At 62.7% G+C, this 16,490-nt stretch carries 18 protein-coding genes and 1 pseudogene; 11 read left to right on the forward strand and 8 right to left on the reverse strand.

Annotation, left to right across the window (positions count from 1 at the left end; all coding sequences use genetic code 11):
* Both HUI96_RS29170 and HUI96_RS26625 read right to left on the reverse strand, forming a co-directional pair.
* A partial coding sequence (locus HUI96_RS29170; protein ID WP_210320337.1) for a hypothetical protein occupies positions 1–200 on the reverse strand: 200 nt, incomplete at its 3' end.
* A 723-nt stretch (positions 201–923) separates the two neighbouring features.
* A pseudogene (locus HUI96_RS26625) lies at positions 924–1,268 on the reverse strand (TerC family protein); the annotation flags it as partial.
* Between the two features lie 234 nt (positions 1,269–1,502).
* Here HUI96_RS26625 and HUI96_RS26630 point away from each other — a divergent pair.
* Genes HUI96_RS26630 through HUI96_RS26675 form a run of 10 tightly spaced genes read left to right on the forward strand, consistent with a single transcriptional unit; the run spans position 1,503 to position 11,734 of the window.
* Positions 1,503–2,222 carry an FCD domain-containing protein gene (locus tag HUI96_RS26630; RefSeq protein WP_188257737.1) on the forward strand — a complete coding sequence of 240 codons (720 nt, stop codon included), beginning with the start codon at positions 1,503–1,505 and terminating at the stop codon, positions 2,220–2,222.
* A 33-nt stretch (positions 2,223–2,255) separates the two neighbouring features.
* Complete coding sequence (locus HUI96_RS26635; protein ID WP_188257738.1) at positions 2,256–3,026, forward strand: aldolase/citrate lyase family protein; 771 nt, start codon at positions 2,256–2,258, stop codon at positions 3,024–3,026.
* A complete protein-coding gene (locus HUI96_RS26640; protein ID WP_188257739.1) occupies positions 3,023–3,796 on the forward strand; it encodes an HpcH/HpaI aldolase family protein in 774 nt (257 codons plus the stop codon). The genes HUI96_RS26635 and HUI96_RS26640 overlap by 4 nt, the downstream gene beginning before the upstream one ends.
* A gap of 30 nt (positions 3,797–3,826) precedes the next feature.
* Entirely contained in the window at positions 3,827–5,098 is a 1,272-nt protein-coding gene (hisD, locus tag HUI96_RS26645) for a histidinol dehydrogenase (RefSeq protein ID WP_188257740.1), read from the forward strand.
* Positions 5,099–5,127: 29 nt separating this feature from the next.
* Positions 5,128–6,282 carry a hypothetical protein gene (locus tag HUI96_RS26650; protein WP_188257741.1) on the forward strand — a complete coding sequence of 385 codons (1,155 nt, stop codon included), beginning with the start codon at positions 5,128–5,130 and terminating at the stop codon, positions 6,280–6,282.
* Between the two features lie 55 nt (positions 6,283–6,337).
* Positions 6,338–7,642: an NAD(P)-dependent malic enzyme gene (locus HUI96_RS26655; RefSeq protein WP_188257742.1), complete on the forward strand. Its 1,305-nt coding sequence runs from the start codon at positions 6,338–6,340 to the stop codon at positions 7,640–7,642.
* A gap of 26 nt (positions 7,643–7,668) precedes the next feature.
* Positions 7,669–8,643, forward strand: coding sequence for a tripartite tricarboxylate transporter substrate binding protein (locus HUI96_RS26660; protein WP_188257743.1), 975 nt, complete (start codon positions 7,669–7,671; stop codon positions 8,641–8,643).
* 21 nt (positions 8,644–8,664) lie between these two features.
* Positions 8,665–9,126: a tripartite tricarboxylate transporter TctB family protein gene (locus HUI96_RS26665; protein ID WP_188257744.1), complete on the forward strand. Its 462-nt coding sequence runs from the start codon at positions 8,665–8,667 to the stop codon at positions 9,124–9,126.
* A gap of 18 nt (positions 9,127–9,144) precedes the next feature.
* A complete protein-coding gene (locus tag HUI96_RS26670) occupies positions 9,145–10,662 on the forward strand; it encodes a tripartite tricarboxylate transporter permease (protein ID WP_188257745.1) in 1,518 nt (505 codons plus the stop codon).
* 10 nt (positions 10,663–10,672) lie between these two features.
* A complete protein-coding gene (locus HUI96_RS26675; protein WP_188257746.1) occupies positions 10,673–11,734 on the forward strand; it encodes a putative sulfate exporter family transporter in 1,062 nt (353 codons plus the stop codon).
* 489 nt (positions 11,735–12,223) lie between these two features.
* Here the strand turns inward: HUI96_RS26675 and HUI96_RS26680 are convergent, their stop codons facing one another.
* The 5 genes from HUI96_RS26680 to HUI96_RS26700 all read right to left on the reverse strand — a co-directional run bounded on the left by HUI96_RS26680 (position 12,224) and on the right by HUI96_RS26700 (position 15,576).
* Positions 12,224–12,832, reverse strand: a complete 609-nt coding sequence (locus HUI96_RS26680; RefSeq protein WP_237684401.1) for a metallophosphoesterase — start codon at positions 12,830–12,832, stop codon at positions 12,224–12,226.
* Positions 12,833–13,042: 210 nt separating this feature from the next.
* Positions 13,043–13,801, reverse strand: coding sequence for a metallophosphoesterase (locus HUI96_RS26685; RefSeq protein WP_188257747.1), 759 nt, complete (start codon positions 13,799–13,801; stop codon positions 13,043–13,045).
* Positions 13,802–13,817: 16 nt separating this feature from the next.
* Positions 13,818–14,123 carry a hypothetical protein gene (locus HUI96_RS26690; RefSeq protein WP_188257748.1) on the reverse strand — a complete coding sequence of 102 codons (306 nt, stop codon included), beginning with the start codon at positions 14,121–14,123 and terminating at the stop codon, positions 13,818–13,820.
* 352 nt (positions 14,124–14,475) lie between these two features.
* On the reverse strand, positions 14,476–15,225 hold the full coding sequence (locus HUI96_RS26695) for a hypothetical protein (RefSeq protein WP_188257749.1): 750 nt from the start codon (positions 15,223–15,225) through the stop codon (positions 14,476–14,478).
* Between the two features lie 9 nt (positions 15,226–15,234).
* Positions 15,235–15,576, reverse strand: coding sequence for a DUF6634 family protein (locus HUI96_RS26700; RefSeq protein ID WP_188257750.1), 342 nt, complete (start codon positions 15,574–15,576; stop codon positions 15,235–15,237).
* A gap of 203 nt (positions 15,577–15,779) precedes the next feature.
* Between HUI96_RS26700 and HUI96_RS26705 the strand changes: the two genes are divergently transcribed.
* Positions 15,780–16,043 (forward strand): helix-turn-helix domain-containing protein, encoded by a 264-nt coding sequence (locus tag HUI96_RS26705; RefSeq protein WP_188257751.1) that lies wholly within the window; start codon positions 15,780–15,782, stop codon positions 16,041–16,043.
* Here the strand turns inward: HUI96_RS26705 and HUI96_RS26710 are convergent.
* Complete coding sequence (locus HUI96_RS26710) at positions 16,015–16,338, reverse strand: metallophosphoesterase (protein WP_337918653.1); 324 nt, start codon at positions 16,336–16,338, stop codon at positions 16,015–16,017. The genes HUI96_RS26705 and HUI96_RS26710 overlap by 29 nt on opposite strands.
* Between the last annotated feature and the right edge of the window lie 152 nt (positions 16,339–16,490).

Below are 16,490 nucleotides of genomic sequence, written 5' to 3' on the forward strand. Positions count from 1 at the left end.
TTCCCACTATACATGACCGCATAGAGACGTTCGGTGTGACGGATGATCCGTCCGATAGCGTCCCGGAGCGCGTCAAGGTCGGACTCGGCCCGATTCTGCCGTCGCCGGCGCTCGGCCTGCCGCTCGGCCGGTGTCATCGATGCCTCTGGATATTTCCGCGGACGGCCGCGCGGACGCTTGGCTGCTTTGGTTTCAGGCATCGTTTCGCTCGAGTAAAGTTAGTCACTATATTCGTGGTGGTGGCAGACCAACTTTTGTCATGATCGTGGCACATGCACTTGCAGTTCGACACCGCCGCGGCTGCCCCTAACGCGGGCGCGCTCGTCGATCACACCGGCCTGCTGCCTGAAGACGCGACCTCACGCTCGACTAAACATTGCCGGAGGGCAGCAATTAGCTAAACCGGTACCCGAAGCAGACATTCCTGGGCAGGTTAGAGCGGAGACAGGGCGTGACAATCTCTTGGCGCCCAGGGCAATCGGCTTGGCTGTGCTCGATGTGGCGTACCGAAAATGACGCGATAAGCGACGTTTCCGACATACAGATCCAAAATCGGAACATTGTGGCGCGTAGCAGAGCCTGATCCGGGTCCAATCTCCGTAGGCGAAGAGCTGACCCGTAGCCGACTGCGGTGTGGGATGTCAGCTTTGCGCCCATGTCGGTCGTAGAGGTCAGTTGTGGCTTACCCGGAAGCAGATATCTCCAGAGATCACGCCGTAAGTCGCGGCTGCGCCAGAGAACGAATCCGCTCGCGCTAGAGGGTGCGGCGTCGGGACTGGCGCGCTAGGGCAGATGGGGCAGGTGCCGTGCGCACCTAAGGCCGATCGTGTCCCGCAAGCTGACGTGGCCTGCGCTGCCCGTTTACCAAACGCCAGAGGCGGCCTTGGCTGCGTCATATCCCAGCCAGGCCGCGCGTTATGACCTCAGGAATTGAGATGCGCCAAAACCTCGTGGGACCCGCGGTAGATCATCTCCAGCGCGACATAAAGGATGATGGCGAGGCCGACATAGGCGATCCAGCGGTAACGCTGCAGTGGGCGCGCGATATATGTGGCAGCCAGGCCCATCATCGCGATGGACAGGACCAGGCCAAATACCATGACGGGCACATGATCACGTGCAGCACCCGCGACCGCGAGCACGTTGTCGAGCGACATCGATACGTCGGCGATGACGATTAGCCATGTCGCTTGGGCGAAGGTCTTGCGCGGGACACCGGCCGCGATCTCTCCATCAAGGTTGATGTCATGGCCTTCGAATGCTTCGGCCATTTCAACCTCCCGAGGTGGACAAACCCTTCGTCGCTTGGCCACCAGAAACCTCGCCAGCACACAGCACAACTGCCAAGGGACGATCGCAGCCCTGGCGTCCGATCAGTTGCATCAAAGGTATGCATACTGTTCTACCAGTTATAAACAAGTTCGCGCCGCCATGGATACATAGGTCTTGATTCATGTATCCGTTGTTGGCTAAGAGCTGCGTCCGAGCCTGAGGAGGTGGGAGTGAGCGAGTCCGCATCGGAGGTGGTCTATCGTGTGCTGTTCGATGATATCCGTCAGCAGAGATTGCTTCCGAAGGCGTTGCTGCAGGAGGAGGATCTTGCTGCGCGCTTCAATGTCAGCAGAACGCCTGTTCGCGAGGCCGTCCGCCGGCTGATTCAAGAGGGGCTGCTGGAGCGGCGTGGCTCATCGACCATCGTACGTCAGCTGACCGTCGAAGAAGTCGCCAACATCTATCCGATGATTGCCGTCATGGAGGGGCTTGCCGCTCGTCTTGCCGCAGAGCGCATCACGAAAACCGAAGTCGACGTACTCGCCGTGATGCACGAGCGGATGAAGGGCGAGCAGACAGAGTCGCCCGCGGCGTTCATCGAGACCAATCAGATTTTTCATGATGCGATCATCGAGGCCGCGCGCAATCCGCCGCTGGCGCGCGAAATCGAGCGCTTCCGGATGATCACGAACAGTTTCAGGCAGGTGGTGCTCGGCATGCCTCAGCGCCAGGACCAGTCAGTCGCTGAACATGCCGAAATCCTCGATGCGCTTCGTGCTGCCGACGGGTCGCGTGCGGAGGCGGCCATGCGCAAGCATGTGGCGACGGCGGAATCGCTTCTCATGCTCCTGCTGCGGACGAGCCGGCTGGTTGCACCAAGCGTCGTCCAAGATAGCGCGCCGGCGCGCGGGTCGGATGGCAAACGCTCGCCGCGCGGTCCGTCGCGCTGACCTGCTGATTGATGGATTTTTTGAGGTGACGACGTGAAGAACGGTTTGGTCGAGATGTGGCGCCGCAAGGAAGTTGCCTGCGGCGTATGGTGTTATCTCAACAACGATCTCGCGATGGAGATGTCCGCCGCTCAGGGTTGCGACTATGTGCTGGTCGACCTGCAGCACGGCGTAGCCGACATCGCGCAGGCCATCGGCATGGTGCGCGCCGCGCAATTCCATGGCGCGCATCCACTGGTCCGAGTGCCGCATTGCGACATCGAGATGATCGGCAAGGTGCTCGACGGCGGGGCGTCGGGCGTCGTCGTGCCGATGGTCGAGCATGCGAGTGTCGCGGCCCAGCTTGTGCAGGCGTGCCGCTATCCGCCGCATGGCGTCCGCTCCTACGGACCGGTGCGTGCCTCCATGCTGCGGGGGACGATGGATCCCGAGGTGCTCGGCGATGTCGCGGCGGTAGCCATGATCGAGACCGTGAAAGGCATCGAGAACGTCGAGGCGATCGCCAACACGCCCGGCCTGTCGGCGATCTACATCGGCTCGGTCGACCTTTCGATAAGCCTGGGCATCGGGCCGAAGATGCCGTCTGATGACACACGCTTCATCGATGCCGTCGCCACGATCAAGAAGGCCTGCGATGCCGCCGGGATCGCTGTCGGGCTGCATTGCCCGAATGGAGAAGTAGCCGGCGCCTATGCCAAGGCGGGCTACCGCATGGTGACCGTCGCCACCGACATCGAACTCCTGAAGAGCGGCGCCAAGCGCGAAATCGACGCCGCCCGCGCGGCAGTCAAGGGAGCGGCATGATGGCGCAGCCATGGACGGGCGGCGCCGGCGTCGGCACCTGGATCCAGTCACCCAACCCGGAGGCCTGCGAAGCGGCGGCCGGTGCTGGTTACGATTTTTGCATCATCGACATGGAGCACGGGACGTTCGGCTGGGACACGACCGTGCATCTCGTTCGGGCGACGCAGGCCTTGGGGTCGGCGGCCATAGTCCGGGTTCTCGGCGGCGACCAGCGCACCTTGCAGAAGGCGCTTGATCTCGGGGTGGATGGGGTCCTTGTTCCGAAGGTTGAGATAGCCCAGCAGGCCGCAGACATGGTTGCCGCGTGCCGCTTTCCCGGCAAGGGAATCCGTGGGGCGTGCGGAACCACGCGCACCAGCGTCCATGGCATCCATGACTTCCAGTCGGTGATCAAGCGCGGAAACGCGCTGCACATCTGGGGCCTGATCGAAAGCGGTCCCGGTGTCCAGAACGTCGATGCCATCCTGGCCGCCGGACTGACCGGCGTCGTGCTCGGCCCCTTTGATCTGGCGTTCAGTCTCGGCTTCGAGGGCGACACGGGCCGCCCGGAGGTGTGGGATTCGCAGCAGAGAGTCCTGAAGGCCGCAAAGTCCGCCGGTTGCGACTGCGTCGTGTCGTTGGGAGGTACTGAACCAGCTGCGCTCGAAGCCGAGATGAAGACGTGGCGTGCGGCGGGTGCTGAGACGGTGACCGTGCCTTCGGACCGCGCGATGCTGACTGCTGCCTATTCCCGCGGATTGAAGACATGTCGCGCCGCATTCAGCGCCTAATGTCTGTGAATTGAATCGAGACCTGTGACCATGACCAAGTTCCTGAAGAAGGCTGCGCCAAAATTCCGCCAAGCGTCGAATGGCGTCGAAGATACGGTGCGCAAGATGCTGGCCGATATCGCCGAGAATCGTGACGATGCCGTCCGCCGCTATGCCGCGACGCTCGACAAATGGGAGAGACCCGATTTTCGCGTCTCCAAGGATGCGTTCCGCGAAGCCTCCTCGCGCCTGCCGGAATCCTTCAAGGAGGACTTCGATTTCGCTTATCGAATGGTGACCGAATTCGCCAAGCGCCAGCGCGACAGCATGAGCGAATTCGAAAGCGAGATCGAGCCCGGCATCGTGCTGGGTCAGAAGCTGATCCCGGTCACAAGCGCCGGCTGCTACATTCCGGGCGGGAAGTATCCGCTGATCTCGGCCGCCATCATGAGCATCGCGACCGCTCGCGTGGCCGGCGTCGAAAATGTGATTGCCTGCGCGCCGCCGCGTGACAAGGACGGCATGTTCGCGCCGCAGATCTATGCCCTGCACAAGGCCGGCGCCGACGAGGTGTTCGTGCTCGGCGGTGTCCAGGCTCTGGGCGCGATGGCCTATGGCTGCCTAGGCATGCCGGCCGTCGACATCATCACCGGGCCGGGCAATGCCTTCGTGGCCGAGGCCAAGCGCCAGCTGTTCGGGCAGGTCGGCATCGATCTGCTCGCCGGGCCGACCGAGATCATGGTGATCGCCGACGAGACCGCCGATCCGGCGCTTGTCGCGACCGATCTGCTCGGTCAGGCCGAACACGGGCCGGACAGTCCGGCGTGGCTGATCACGACTTCGGAAGAGATTGGTGCCGCGGTCATCCGTGAAGTCGAGCGTCAGTTGGAGACTTTGCCGACGGCGGCAGTCGCGTCGCTGGCTTGGCGCGACCACGGCGAGGTCGCGGTCGTGGCTGATTTCGACGAGGCGATTGCCTTGTCGGACGTCTACGCGCCGGAACATCTCGAAGTCATGACCGCCGACAATGCCTACTTCCTGAAGAAGCTGCGCAACTACGGAAGCCTGTTCGTCGGTGAGGAGAGCACGGTTGCGTATGGCGACAAGGGTGTCGGTACCAACCATACGCTGCCGACGGCAGGTGCTGCCCGATACACGGGTGGCCTTTGGGTCGGCAAGTTCATCAAGACCGTTACCTATCAGCGGCTGTCAGCCGAGGCCAGCGGTCGCATTGCGCCCATCATGGGCCGGCTCTGCCACATGGAAGGCATGCTGGCCCACGAGATCACTGCCGACGTCAGGCTGAAGCGCTACGCGGCCTGACCAATCCATGCGCCACCGGGAGGAATGTCATGTGTAAATTAAGATTCTGCGGCTGCGTCGGGGCGCCGGTGCCAGGCAAGTTTGAGTACTCTGCGTTTTCGGCCGAACTCGACCTGACGCCGACTCGCTCACTCGAGCAGGTCGTAGCCATGTCGCCGGAAGACATGGCACGGTCCTCGCGCATCGTCTCTGCCGCCTACAACGAGCTGCTGCAGGTCGCCGCCAGCCTCGAAAACCAGCAGTACCGCGAACTGATGACCGAATGCATCGCCGGTCCGAAAGTCGCGTTCCTGGAGCTCTATCCGACCGACCAGGACCGTCGCAGGATCTTCGACGAGATGGTCCGGCTTGGGTTCTTCAACAAGGACGATAGCCCCGACTACGTCTTCCCGGCCGGCAACATGACGCCGCAGACCTACCTGACTGCGCCTTCGAGCCACAATGATTTCTACAATGCGCACCCGGGCGGCCTTGCGGTGACAGTCGCGTACAACATCCGCATGGCCGAGGCCTACACGAACAACTACCGCCAGATGTTCGGAATCCCGATCAATCGCGACCTGCCGTCAGCAGCGCTGTGCGTGCACGAATATCCCAAGGTCTGGCTCTACCAGTGGCAGAATGATGGTTCGTGGCTCGAGGAGCCGCGCACCGTCTATGACGACACCTGGCACGCGCACTGCATCTACGTCACAGCGGAGCTGATGTACCGCCGTTACGATTCGCGCATCGTCATGGCGATGGCGGCGGCGCACCAGCTTTCGGCGCTCAATGCCGGCATGGATGGTCGCGACGTGGTCTGCGACTGGGTCGGCCTCGATCGGGTCTCTCACTTCATTCAGGCGGCGGCGGTTCTCGCGCAGGTCGATCCTGTCGACTACGGGCTGCTCGAACGCAAGGGCGGCAGGCTCGTGCTCGCTCCGCAGCCGGCCGAGCAATGGGTCACCCATCTGGCCGACATGAACTGGCCTTACACGATGGGTGCGGCGCACCTCTACACGGCGCCACTGCTACGTGAACATGCCGAGAGCCAGCTCGGCGTGGCTGGCAAGGGGCGGGAGTACAACCAGCTCAAGAATTACGTCTGGTCGCAGATCGGCCAGATCCCGCTCTACGAAATCTTGGTGCGGGAAGGCCGTGAGGCCGCCAACAAGACGATTGGCCGCCTGGTTTCCAGAAATTGAATTTGTAGCAGCCGCATGGCCGGCTAGTAGCCGGCCATGCCCGTAGGGAAATTGCATGAATCGTCCATTTTCCATCCGGCCCGAAGCGGCGCTGGCGGCAAATCGCTCGCCCTACTTCGGACATGGCAAGATCGAGATGCTGCCCAAGGTTCTGGTCGGAGACCTGGACGACGTGGCAACGCTTTACACGCCGGGTGTCGCCTACTCGGTGCGCGAGATCATGGATCATCCGGAAGCGCTGCATGAGCTTACATCCAAGGACAACACCGTCGGCGTAGTCACCGATGGCACGGCGGTGCTCGGATGGGGCAGGACGGGTCCGCATGCCGCCGTCCCGGTCATGGAAGGCAAAGCAGCGATGTTCAAGCTGCTTACAGGCATCGACGCAATACCGTTGTGTCTGAACGTCGCCGACGGCGATGATCTTGTCCACACCATCAAGGCGCTCGAGCCGGGGTTCGGCGGCTTCAATCTGGAAGACGTGTCGGCACCGACCTGCTTTTCGGTGATGCAACGCCTTGATGCCGAACTGTCGGTGCCTTGCATCCACGACGATCAGTACGGCACTGCCACCGTCGCAATGGCGGCACTCATCAACGCGTGGAAGGTGCTGGGCCGCTCCGCGGCCCAACAGCGAGTAGTCATAAATGGCGCTGGCGCCGCCGGCAGTGCCGTTTTCGATCTGCTGCTCGGCCTGGGTGTCCGTGACATCATCGTTCATGAGCGGGACGGCATACTTTGCGAGGGGCGCTCCTGCGCTACGGAACATCACCGGCGCATCGCGGCAGCATCGAACCATGGTCGCATCACAGGCGGGCTGACTGAGGCGATCCGGGGTGCGACGGCATTCATCGGAGTATCCGTCGCTGCGCAGTTGACTGCCGACATGGTCAGGACGATGGCCCCGGCTCCGGTCATCCTGGCGCTGGCCAATCCTATTCCGGAAATAATGCCGGAGGAGGCGATCGCCGGCGGCGCCGCGATCATTGGCACCGGTCGCTTCGACTATGTCAACCAGTGCAACAATGTGCTCGCCTTCCCGGCACTGATGCGGGGCGCTCTGGACACTCGCGCCAAGCGACTGACCCGCGACGTCTATCTGGCCGCTGCCGCTGCGATCGCCGGCGACGTGCCCGACCATGAGCTTTCCGAGCAGAACATCCTGCCCACACCCCTTTCCGAGACGCTCTATCCACGCGTCTCGGAAGTTACCGCACGCGCCATCGTCGATGCCGGGCTTGCCCGAAGAGACCCAGGCGTCGGCGTCGTCGAAGCCGAAACTCGTCGCCTTCGCAGTCTGGTCGCCAAGCGCCAGCACGTCTTGTCGGAACTCGGCGCACTTAGACCATCCCAGCAATAGACACTGAACAGCACTCTGGAGGAATCATGCTGACTCGTAGAAATCTACTTTCCGCCTTCGCCGCAGTGGCGCTGGCGTCCACCGCGGCATCGCCTGCATTCGCTGAATATCCGGATCGCCCGATCCAGATGGTGGTGCCGTGGGGCGCGGGCGGCGGCTCCGATGCGGTTGCACGCATCATAGCGTCGCTCATGGAGAAAGAGCTCGGCCAGCCGATCGCCGTCATCAACAAGACGGGGGGCAGTGGCGCCGTCGGCCATCAGGCAATCGCCGGCGCAAAGCCGGACGGCTACACGATCGGCATGATCACGATGGAAGTCACGACGATGCACTGGGTGGGCTTCAGCCAGCTGAAGTCGACCGACTTCGTGCCCTTTGGCCAAGTCAACTTTGATCCGGCAGCCGTGACGGTTCGTGCGGACGCGCCGTACAAGACGGTCGGCGAGTTCATCGAGGCGGTCAAAGCGGAGCCGGGCAAGTACAAGTCCTCCGGCGGTGGCGCAGGTGCGGTGTCGCATATCGGCATTGCAGGCCTGATGAAGGCTGCCGGTCTTGCTCCCGACTCCGCCCCGTGGGTCACCATGGATTCGGCCGCTACTGCGCAGCAGGAACTGGTTGCCGGTGGTGTCGAAGTCGTGGGCTCGTCGCTCGGCGAAACGCGTGCCCTTACCGAGGCCGGCAAGGTTCGCCCACTGGCGGTGATGGCTGACGAACGCCTTCCAGGTTTCGACGATGTCCAGACTGTCAAGGAAGCATCCGGCGTCGACTGGAGCTATGCGACGTGGCGAGGTTTTGCCGGCCCGGTCGGCATGCCCGATGAGGCCATCGCAAAGCTCAGCGCCGCCCTGGAGAAAGCTTACAACAGCCAGGAGTTCGCGGATTTCATGAAGAACCGTGGCTTCGGCATGAAGTGGCGCAATGGCGCCGACTTCGCTGCCTTCATGGTTGAGGCCGATATCGTCAACGGCGCGATCCTCAAGGACCTCGGTCTGGCGAAGTAGGCGAGGGCAGGGAGGCCGGCCATGAAGGTAAACGACGTCACCAGCGGAATCATTCTGCTCCTGTTTTCGATCGTCCTCTGGACATCGGCGCAGGGCCTGCCGAACCCTGGCGACCAAACGTATGGCCCGGCCTTCTTCCCCGAGTGGATCGCCCTGGCGATGGGCATCTCGGCTGCGATCATGATCGCGGCGTCTTGGTCGCAGGTCGGATCGCAGCCGTTTGTCGCGTTCGACAATTGGGTTCGCGACCCGCGGCGACTGCTGCAGTTCCTGCTCGTGCCAACCGCGGTTATTTTCTACGTCTACGCCGTCGATGAACTCGGCTTCCTGCTTACCGCCGCACTGGTCCTTCTTGGCTTGCTTGTCGCGCTGTCCGTACGGCTCGTGGTGGCGGTACCGACTACGATCGGAATGGTCATACTGGTCTACGGCATTTTCGACATGCTGCTGCGGGTCCCGCTGCCACGCAGCGATCTTTTCTAGGGCTGAAGAGCATCTGTCATGTTGGACGCATACCTCCTTGCCTTCGAGATGGTCTTCAATCCCTACGTGCTGGGGGTGATGCTCCTGTCGGGCGTTTATGGCCTGGTGATCGGCTGCATTCCGGGCCTTTCCGCCACAATGGCGATTGCGCTTCTGGTGCCCCTGACGTTCTTCATGCCTCCGATCCCCGCCATCGCGGCTATCGTGACGACCAGCGCAATGGCGATCTTTTCTGGCGATATCCCGGGCTGCCTGCTGCGCATTCCGGGCACGCCCGCTTCAGCCGCCTATGTCGATGAGGCGCATCAGATGAACGTGAAGGGCCATCCTGAGCGCGCGCTCGGGATCGGTTTGGTATTTTCGGTCATCGGAGGGCTTTTCGGAGCGCTCGTCCTGATGCTTGCGGCACCCGCGCTCGCCGACTTCGCCCTGCACTTCAGTTCGGTCGAATTCTTCTGGCTGGTGCTGCTGGGTCTCGGCGGTGCCGTGTTCATCGGTGCGCGCCGGCCTGTCAAAGCCGTTCTCATGCTGCTCGTTGGCCTCTCCATTGCATTGGTCGGCATGCAGAACCCGGCTGGGCTACCACGCTTCACATTCGGCAGCGTCGATCTCTTGAGCGGGTTCTCGCTGATCCCTGTGATGGTGGGTATGTTTGCTGTTTCGGAAGTTCTGCGCTCGATCATCCGCCCGGAAGCCGTTCGCGCGCCGAATGTCGGCGGCATAGACGGCATCTTCCGCGGTATGTGGGGGCTGGCAAAGAAGTACCCTTGGCCACTCGCACGCGGCAGCGTGCTCGGCACGATTATAGGTGCGCTCCCCGGCGCTGGCGCCGATATCGCGGCCTGGATGTCCTACGCCATGAGCAAGCGCTTTTCCAAGGAGCCGGAGAAGTTCGGTACCGGTCACCCGGAAGGTTTGGTGGAAGCGGGCGCCTCCAACAACAGCGCGCTGGGCGGAACCTGGATTCCCGCCCTGGTCTTCGGCATTCCCGGCGACTCCATCACCGCCATCGCGATTGGCGTGCTCTATATGAAGAACCTCAATCCCGGTCCGACCATCTTCATCCACGCGCCGCAGAACGTCTATGCGATCTTCCTGATCTTCCTGCTGGCAAACCTGCTGATGATCCCGCTTGGATGGGCGATCATCAAGACAGCACGTCACGTGCTCAAGGTTCCGCGCCGGGTGCTCATGCCGATCATCTTGCTGTTCGCAATGGTCGGCGCTTACGCCATCAACAACAACCTGTTCGATGTCTTGATCATGCTGGCTTTCGGGCTCTTCGGGTTCTTCCTGGAGGAGAACGAGTTTCCCGTTGCGCCGATCATTCTGGGCATCGTTCTCGGGCCGATGCTCGAGAACAACTTCGTCGCCTCGATGATCAAGGCGGACGGAAGCTTCATCGGCTTCATCGATCGTCCAATCGCTGCGGTCCTTGCCGCCCTGACGATCGCAATCGTCCTGTGGTCAGTCGTCAGTGCATTCCGACGCAAGGGCGAAGAGGCTGCCGAGGGGCACGTCTCCGAGCAGCTCTGAGGCACATGCGGTGAATGCGGATCCAGTCTCGGCGCACGACGCGCGCCCCTCCAGCCTTCAGGAGGAATTCAGCCTCCTCTGGCCGGGCCTGGCTCTCGCGGGCCTCGTGGCGATCACGGCCCGGACTGCTTCGAGCTGGATGCTTCCCACAGTCGATGTGCCCGCACTGGTGCTGGCTTTGGTCATCGGCCTGGCCATTGGCCAGATCGGTCGTGAGCCGGTCGTCGCGCCGGGTCTGGCAATCTGTGCGAAGACGCTGCTGAAGGTTGCCGTCGTGCTGCTCGGCCTTCGCGTCGCGCTGCAGGACATTGCCCAACTCGGCCTGGCCACGCTTGTCGGACTTGTCGTCATGATGGCGATGACGGTTGCGGCTGCAGTTGTCGCGGCGCGCCTGCTCTCCCAATCCAGTCTGTTTGGCACTGTGGCTGGTGTCGCCACCGCGGTCTGCGGAGCGTCCGCCGCGCTGGCCACAGCGTCGGTCCTACCCAGTTACAAGGGCAAGGAGGCCGATGTCCTCTTTGTCATTCTGACCGTCAACATTCTTTCGACCATCGCCATGGTCGTCTATCCCCTGCTGGGCGCGTCCCTCGGTTTTGGCGACACGCAAATGGGCGTAATGCTCGGCGCCTCGATCCACGACGTGGCGCAGGTCATCGGCTCCGCCTATGCTGTATCGGAACAGACCGGCAATACTGCCGTGGTGGTTAAGCTCGCACGCGTTTCCTTGCTGCTGCCTGTCCTGGTGATCGTGGGATACGTCTTTGGTCGCGGCAATGTGAGCGGCAAGGCACCGTTTCCCTGGTTCGTGCTTGGTTTCCTGGTGTTGTGCGTCGCCAACACGCTGCTGTCCAGCAGCGCATCACTTCTGCCGTACTATCTCCCGGCGCACGGTTTTCTCAGGCTTGCCGGGGATTGGCTGATGCTCACCGCCATTGCCGCGATCGCAATCCGCAGCCCGGTTTCCGAGCTTCTGCGTGTCCCGCTCAAGAGCAGCGCCATCGTGGTGCTGGCAACGGGGGTGTGTCTTGGCGCAGCCACCCTTCTCGCATCGCTGCTGGCGTCGCTCGCCTGAGCCGCCACCGGGTTGCGAGCAGTCCCCTTCCATTGGACGTCACCGCTCATGTAAATCGGGCTATCGATGTCCGGCCGCACCGCTTGATGTTTTTCATAGAGGAGCTGAAGCGGCTGCGGCTGATCTGCCTGCCGAGTAGATGCCGGACCGGCGCCAGCATCTGCGACAGCACGGCATCCCACCTTGCTCTGGCACGGGCAGGCGCGGCTCGGACAGACCCGCCATCCAATACACGTTCCAGTGTGCCGCGTAGTGAACGTTTGGGCTCCTTACGTCGCAGGCTAATGCAAGGCCCTCAACACTTACGAGATGAGGAATACGAACCGGGGGCCAGGAATGAGAGTCTGCTTTGTGGATGCGCTCCTGTTTGCGCTGAAAGCGACTTTGATCGGAAACCGGAACGGCAGCTTTGGCCTTTGGCTTCCCCAGAGCGGACAGTCTGAAATCGGCCCAAAGCTGCCATTCCCACATCCCCTTGCGGGATACGGGTCACAATTTCGAATTCGGCGGCTCATGCGCGGTTTTGGCACGGGGGCTGTACATTGGGAAACGTTGCTCCTTCATTTGCCGCGTTAGCTGCCTGAAACTCCGAGGTGCAAAACCTGTATCCGGACAGTCGACCCCGACGTCCCGGGAGCGGTAGTAATGCGGCATCTCGCCATGGGCATGACCGTAGAAATGCCAGGCGCCTTTTAGAATCCCGGGCCAGGTGCGGCACGGATAATGGCTGAGGAAGACGCGCTGTCCGTCGTCGGTGATTTCAAGTTGCTGCGTCGGCGGCTGGTCCCACTCAAGCGAGGCGATAACCGGGTGGATTCGGTTTTGCCTCTGGTAGTCATGGTTGCCCAGGATCAAGATCTTCCGGCCCATGAGCCGCGCGAAGATGCTGCGCACGCGATCGCCGTCGTGAAGGCCCATGGAAAAATCCCCAAGGTGATAGACGACGTCACCCGGCATCACGACTGAGTTCCAGGCGCGGATCAGGAATTCATCCATGTCGCGGACATCGGCAAAGGGCCTGTTGCAGGCGGTCGGCGACAGCATGAGCGCATGCGAAAAATGCGTATCCGCGGTGTAGTAGTTCGTCGGGACGGCCAAGGAAGTTCCCCTCGTAAGGTGGTGAAATCGCGTGCCTTGCGGCGCGCCGATGAACGGACATCATTGTTCGTTCGGATGGTGTCCTTGGAGCGCGTTCCCGGCAGGAAAACCGCCGCCCAGTGGAGGCGCGGGGATGTCAGCATCGAGTCAGGCGATCACCTTCATCCGCTTGCTGATGCACGCGGGGCCGCGCCGCCAGCGGCGACGCAGCTACACCCGCACCGTCAGCAACGGATCGAATTTGATGTTCTCAACGTCGTAGCCGCGTGGATTGCAGACGATGCGCGTGTCGCCGACCCTGTAGTCGCAGCTGTCATGGGTGTGGCCATGGACCCAGAGCGCGGGACGGCCGGCCTCGATCACGTCGGACAGGTCCGATGCATAGGCGGCGTTGAGAAAGTCACCCTGGAACCTCGATGAAATAGACCCGGCGTGTGGCAGGTGGTGCGTGACCACGACGGTCTTGATCGGGTCGGCCTTGAGGGCAGAGTCGATAAACAGGCGTGACTGCTGATGCATCCGGTACGCCGCCTCAGGCACAAAGCGCTGCCAGGGAGTCCGCTGCCTGGCGATCTGGCGGTGGTCATTCATGCGTTCGCGCGCGTGGAACATCGCCACCTCGGGATGTCCCTCGATCCGGTAGTCAGTCCAGAGCGTCGCACCGATAAAGCGGACCCCGCCGATGACGACGATGTCGTTCTCGAGGAAATGGACATTGGGGAATCCCGCAGCCGCTGATCGCCCGTCTTCAAGGGATTCCTTGATCGAGCCTTTGTAGAACTCATGGTTTCCCGCGACGTAGACGCAGGGCATGGCGTGGGCGATGTGCTTGGCCAGCCAATGCACGCCATTGGCTGGAGCGCGGCACAGGTCTCCGGCGATGACGCAGACATCGGCGTCGGGGATCGCCAGCGGCTGCTGCAGGTCGGCGTACTCCAGATGCAGGTCGGAGAGCAGCCAGATCTTCATGTCGTCAGCTTCGCAGTCATTCGCTGTCCGCCCCCTTGAATTTCCTCCTCACAAGCGGTTCCAGAGGGAAGCCCGGCCCGACCATGATCTTCTTGCCGGAGACTGGCCGGAATCCTTCAGCATCGAGCGCCTCTCCAAAGGACTGGGTCCTTGCGACGGCCTGAACCATGTCGACGAGAGCGGAGAGCGACACGAGGACCGTCATGCCCTCGGTCTTGTGGCCGATCAGATGCGGGGTGCCGTTCCGTGCCTGGGCGAGGATGGCGCTGAAACCGTTCCGAGCCGCCCGAACCGCATGCCGCCTCGCGCCGACGGCGACCAATGCCCAGCCAACGTCGTCGCGGCCTCCTGCCTGCTCTTGCTGCCGACAGCCTTAAGGGCTCTTACGAGCTTGTGGTCCATTCAAGACCCCCTTTTGAGGCAGCCACGCGCCCGTCGAGTCCCAACGGGCACGAACGATGGTCACAGGCACCCTCGCCGAATGCTGCGGCGCGCCGAGGCTCGGCCAAGGATTCCCGCAATTGTTGACAAGGTCCGATCCCGCTTCGAATCCTGCAGCACACGCACGTCCATTGCCGCTCCCGGGGCCGTTCGCGGTGTCCACGAGGGTTTCGAGAGACCTCGACTTTCCGGATCGAGCCTCCGGTCCAGGCGGCGGCCAGAGCTGGCTCGGCTCACCCGATGTCCAGCGGCGCGCCGTGCCGCCGAGCGCGCCGTCGCTCGGTCCGGATGGAGGTGAACACGACCACGGATCCATCCATATCGGCAGCGTCTGGTTCCTCGCCTTCCGGGCCGACCGCCAGGTCATCGACGACAGCAGGCTTCGGCTCCGGTTCCTTCGGCCTCACCGCGCGCTGGATTGTCGCCTCAAACTGGCGTTCGTAGCCGTGCCGCATGTGGGACAGCGAGCGGCGCGACGCATAGAGACCGTCGACCTTGGCCGCATGGGCGAGCGTGCGCGCCATCACCGCCCAGGCGAGCGCGCGCACGACCATGCGCAGCTCATCGCTGCCGTTGATGCCCCGCAGCGCCTGCGTCGCCGCTTCGCCGGCGATCGATGCCGCAGCGCCAGGATCGCCGAAGGAGGCGAGATAGTACCGGCACCGCAGCCGGCACGCCTCGACCGGCACGCCCTTCACGTCATCGACGTCATCGAGGGACTTCTCCAGGCACTGCACGCCGTCCTCGCTCTGCTCGACGGTCAGTTCGTCTAGGGCGGCGGCGAGAGAAGCCAGCGCGGGATTGCCGCGTTTCCTGATCCGCCGCGACAGGCGTTCGGCATATTCCCGGATGTCCTCGCCGAGGTCGTCCCGGAAGAAGCTCATGCCGTGCAGCAACTCGTCCTCGCTCGGGAGGTGCAATCCTTGCGTCGCCGCAGAAAGCCGGCGGCTGAAATGACGGGCTTGTGAATCCGTGGCGCTCATGGTCATGCCTCAAGCATTCAGGCCAGGGTTTTCGGCCGGGCGACCCAGCCGATACCAGCGCGACAGCGTTCGCGCCCAGGCGTGGTCCTCGGAGAGAAGCCACAGGTCCGACGTGCCGATCAGCCGGTTCTCGCCGACAAGCTCCGGATGGCCGGTCGACAGGCCGGCCAGGCACGGCACCACCCTCCGCGCAAGGACCCATCGATCGAGAATGGGAGCATCGCCACCGGCCATGACCTCCGGCGACACACCACGATGTATCCTCTCCATGTCGTCGACCAGCGCAGCGAGGCGCTCTTTCTCGCACGCAAAGTCGGCACTGGGTTCATCCCGGTGGTTGAATAGCAGCATCAGCAAGTCTCCATCTGTCCGCCCAAGGATCCGTGCATCGGATCCCTTGTGATTCCCAGGAATCATCGGGAGAGACATACGGCGCCCAACGATCGGCGTCCACCGGGCCGTTATCGGCGTCACCGACGCCGCGCATGCAGACGCCTCTGGATTACCGCTGGCGCGATCTGGAGTGCCGGAGAGGCGACGGCTAGGAATGGGGCATGGATGTCCCCAGCGAACTCTTGCGGGCTGCGCGTGTCGCCCTCAACATCGGCCAGCGCGAACTGGCCAAGCTCTCCGGCGTGGGGCAGCGCACCATCCTGCGCATCGAACGCAACGACGAGACGGTCACGCTGGAAACGCGCCGACGCTTGCAGGATGCCTTCGAGAAGGCCGGCGTGACGTTCGTCCCCGATGACGGCGTGTCGGGGCCTGGAATGCGGCTGCGCAGGGACCTCATTCAGCAGGGCAATCTGAGGTTCTGAGCGGAATTATGTCGCAGAAGTAGGCATCGTGGTTGCCACGCATTAGCAGGGACCGCGGCCATCGTTCTAAGGTGTCGCAGACCATATCCATCGACTGCCGGCGCGACGGTCCCCTGTCGACGATGTCCCCGAGGAAAAGCACGCGGGCGATGGCATCAAGGAGAGTCCCAAGCAGGTCGGCACGGCCGTGGACGTCACCGATGGCGTAGGTGGTGTAGGGCATCGGATTTGACGTAGCGGCGCCAGGTTGTCGTTTGATTAAGCTGGGAAGCCGTGCCCGCCGTCTGCGTCGCATATGAGGCAGAGGCCGGGTGAATGACCAACATATGAGGCAGACGGCGCGCACGGTGGGAGAATGACCAAGATATGAGGCGTTCACCCGTGCACCAGAACTTCGGCGGGGCCAAAACGGCTGCAGGAAAGACACTAGCTCGAGCAAATGATCGG

It is taken from the genome of Pseudaminobacter soli (ex Zhang et al. 2022) (assembly GCF_014595955.1).
GTDB classification, from domain to species: Bacteria; Pseudomonadota; Alphaproteobacteria; order Rhizobiales; family Rhizobiaceae; genus Kumtagia; species Kumtagia pseudosoli.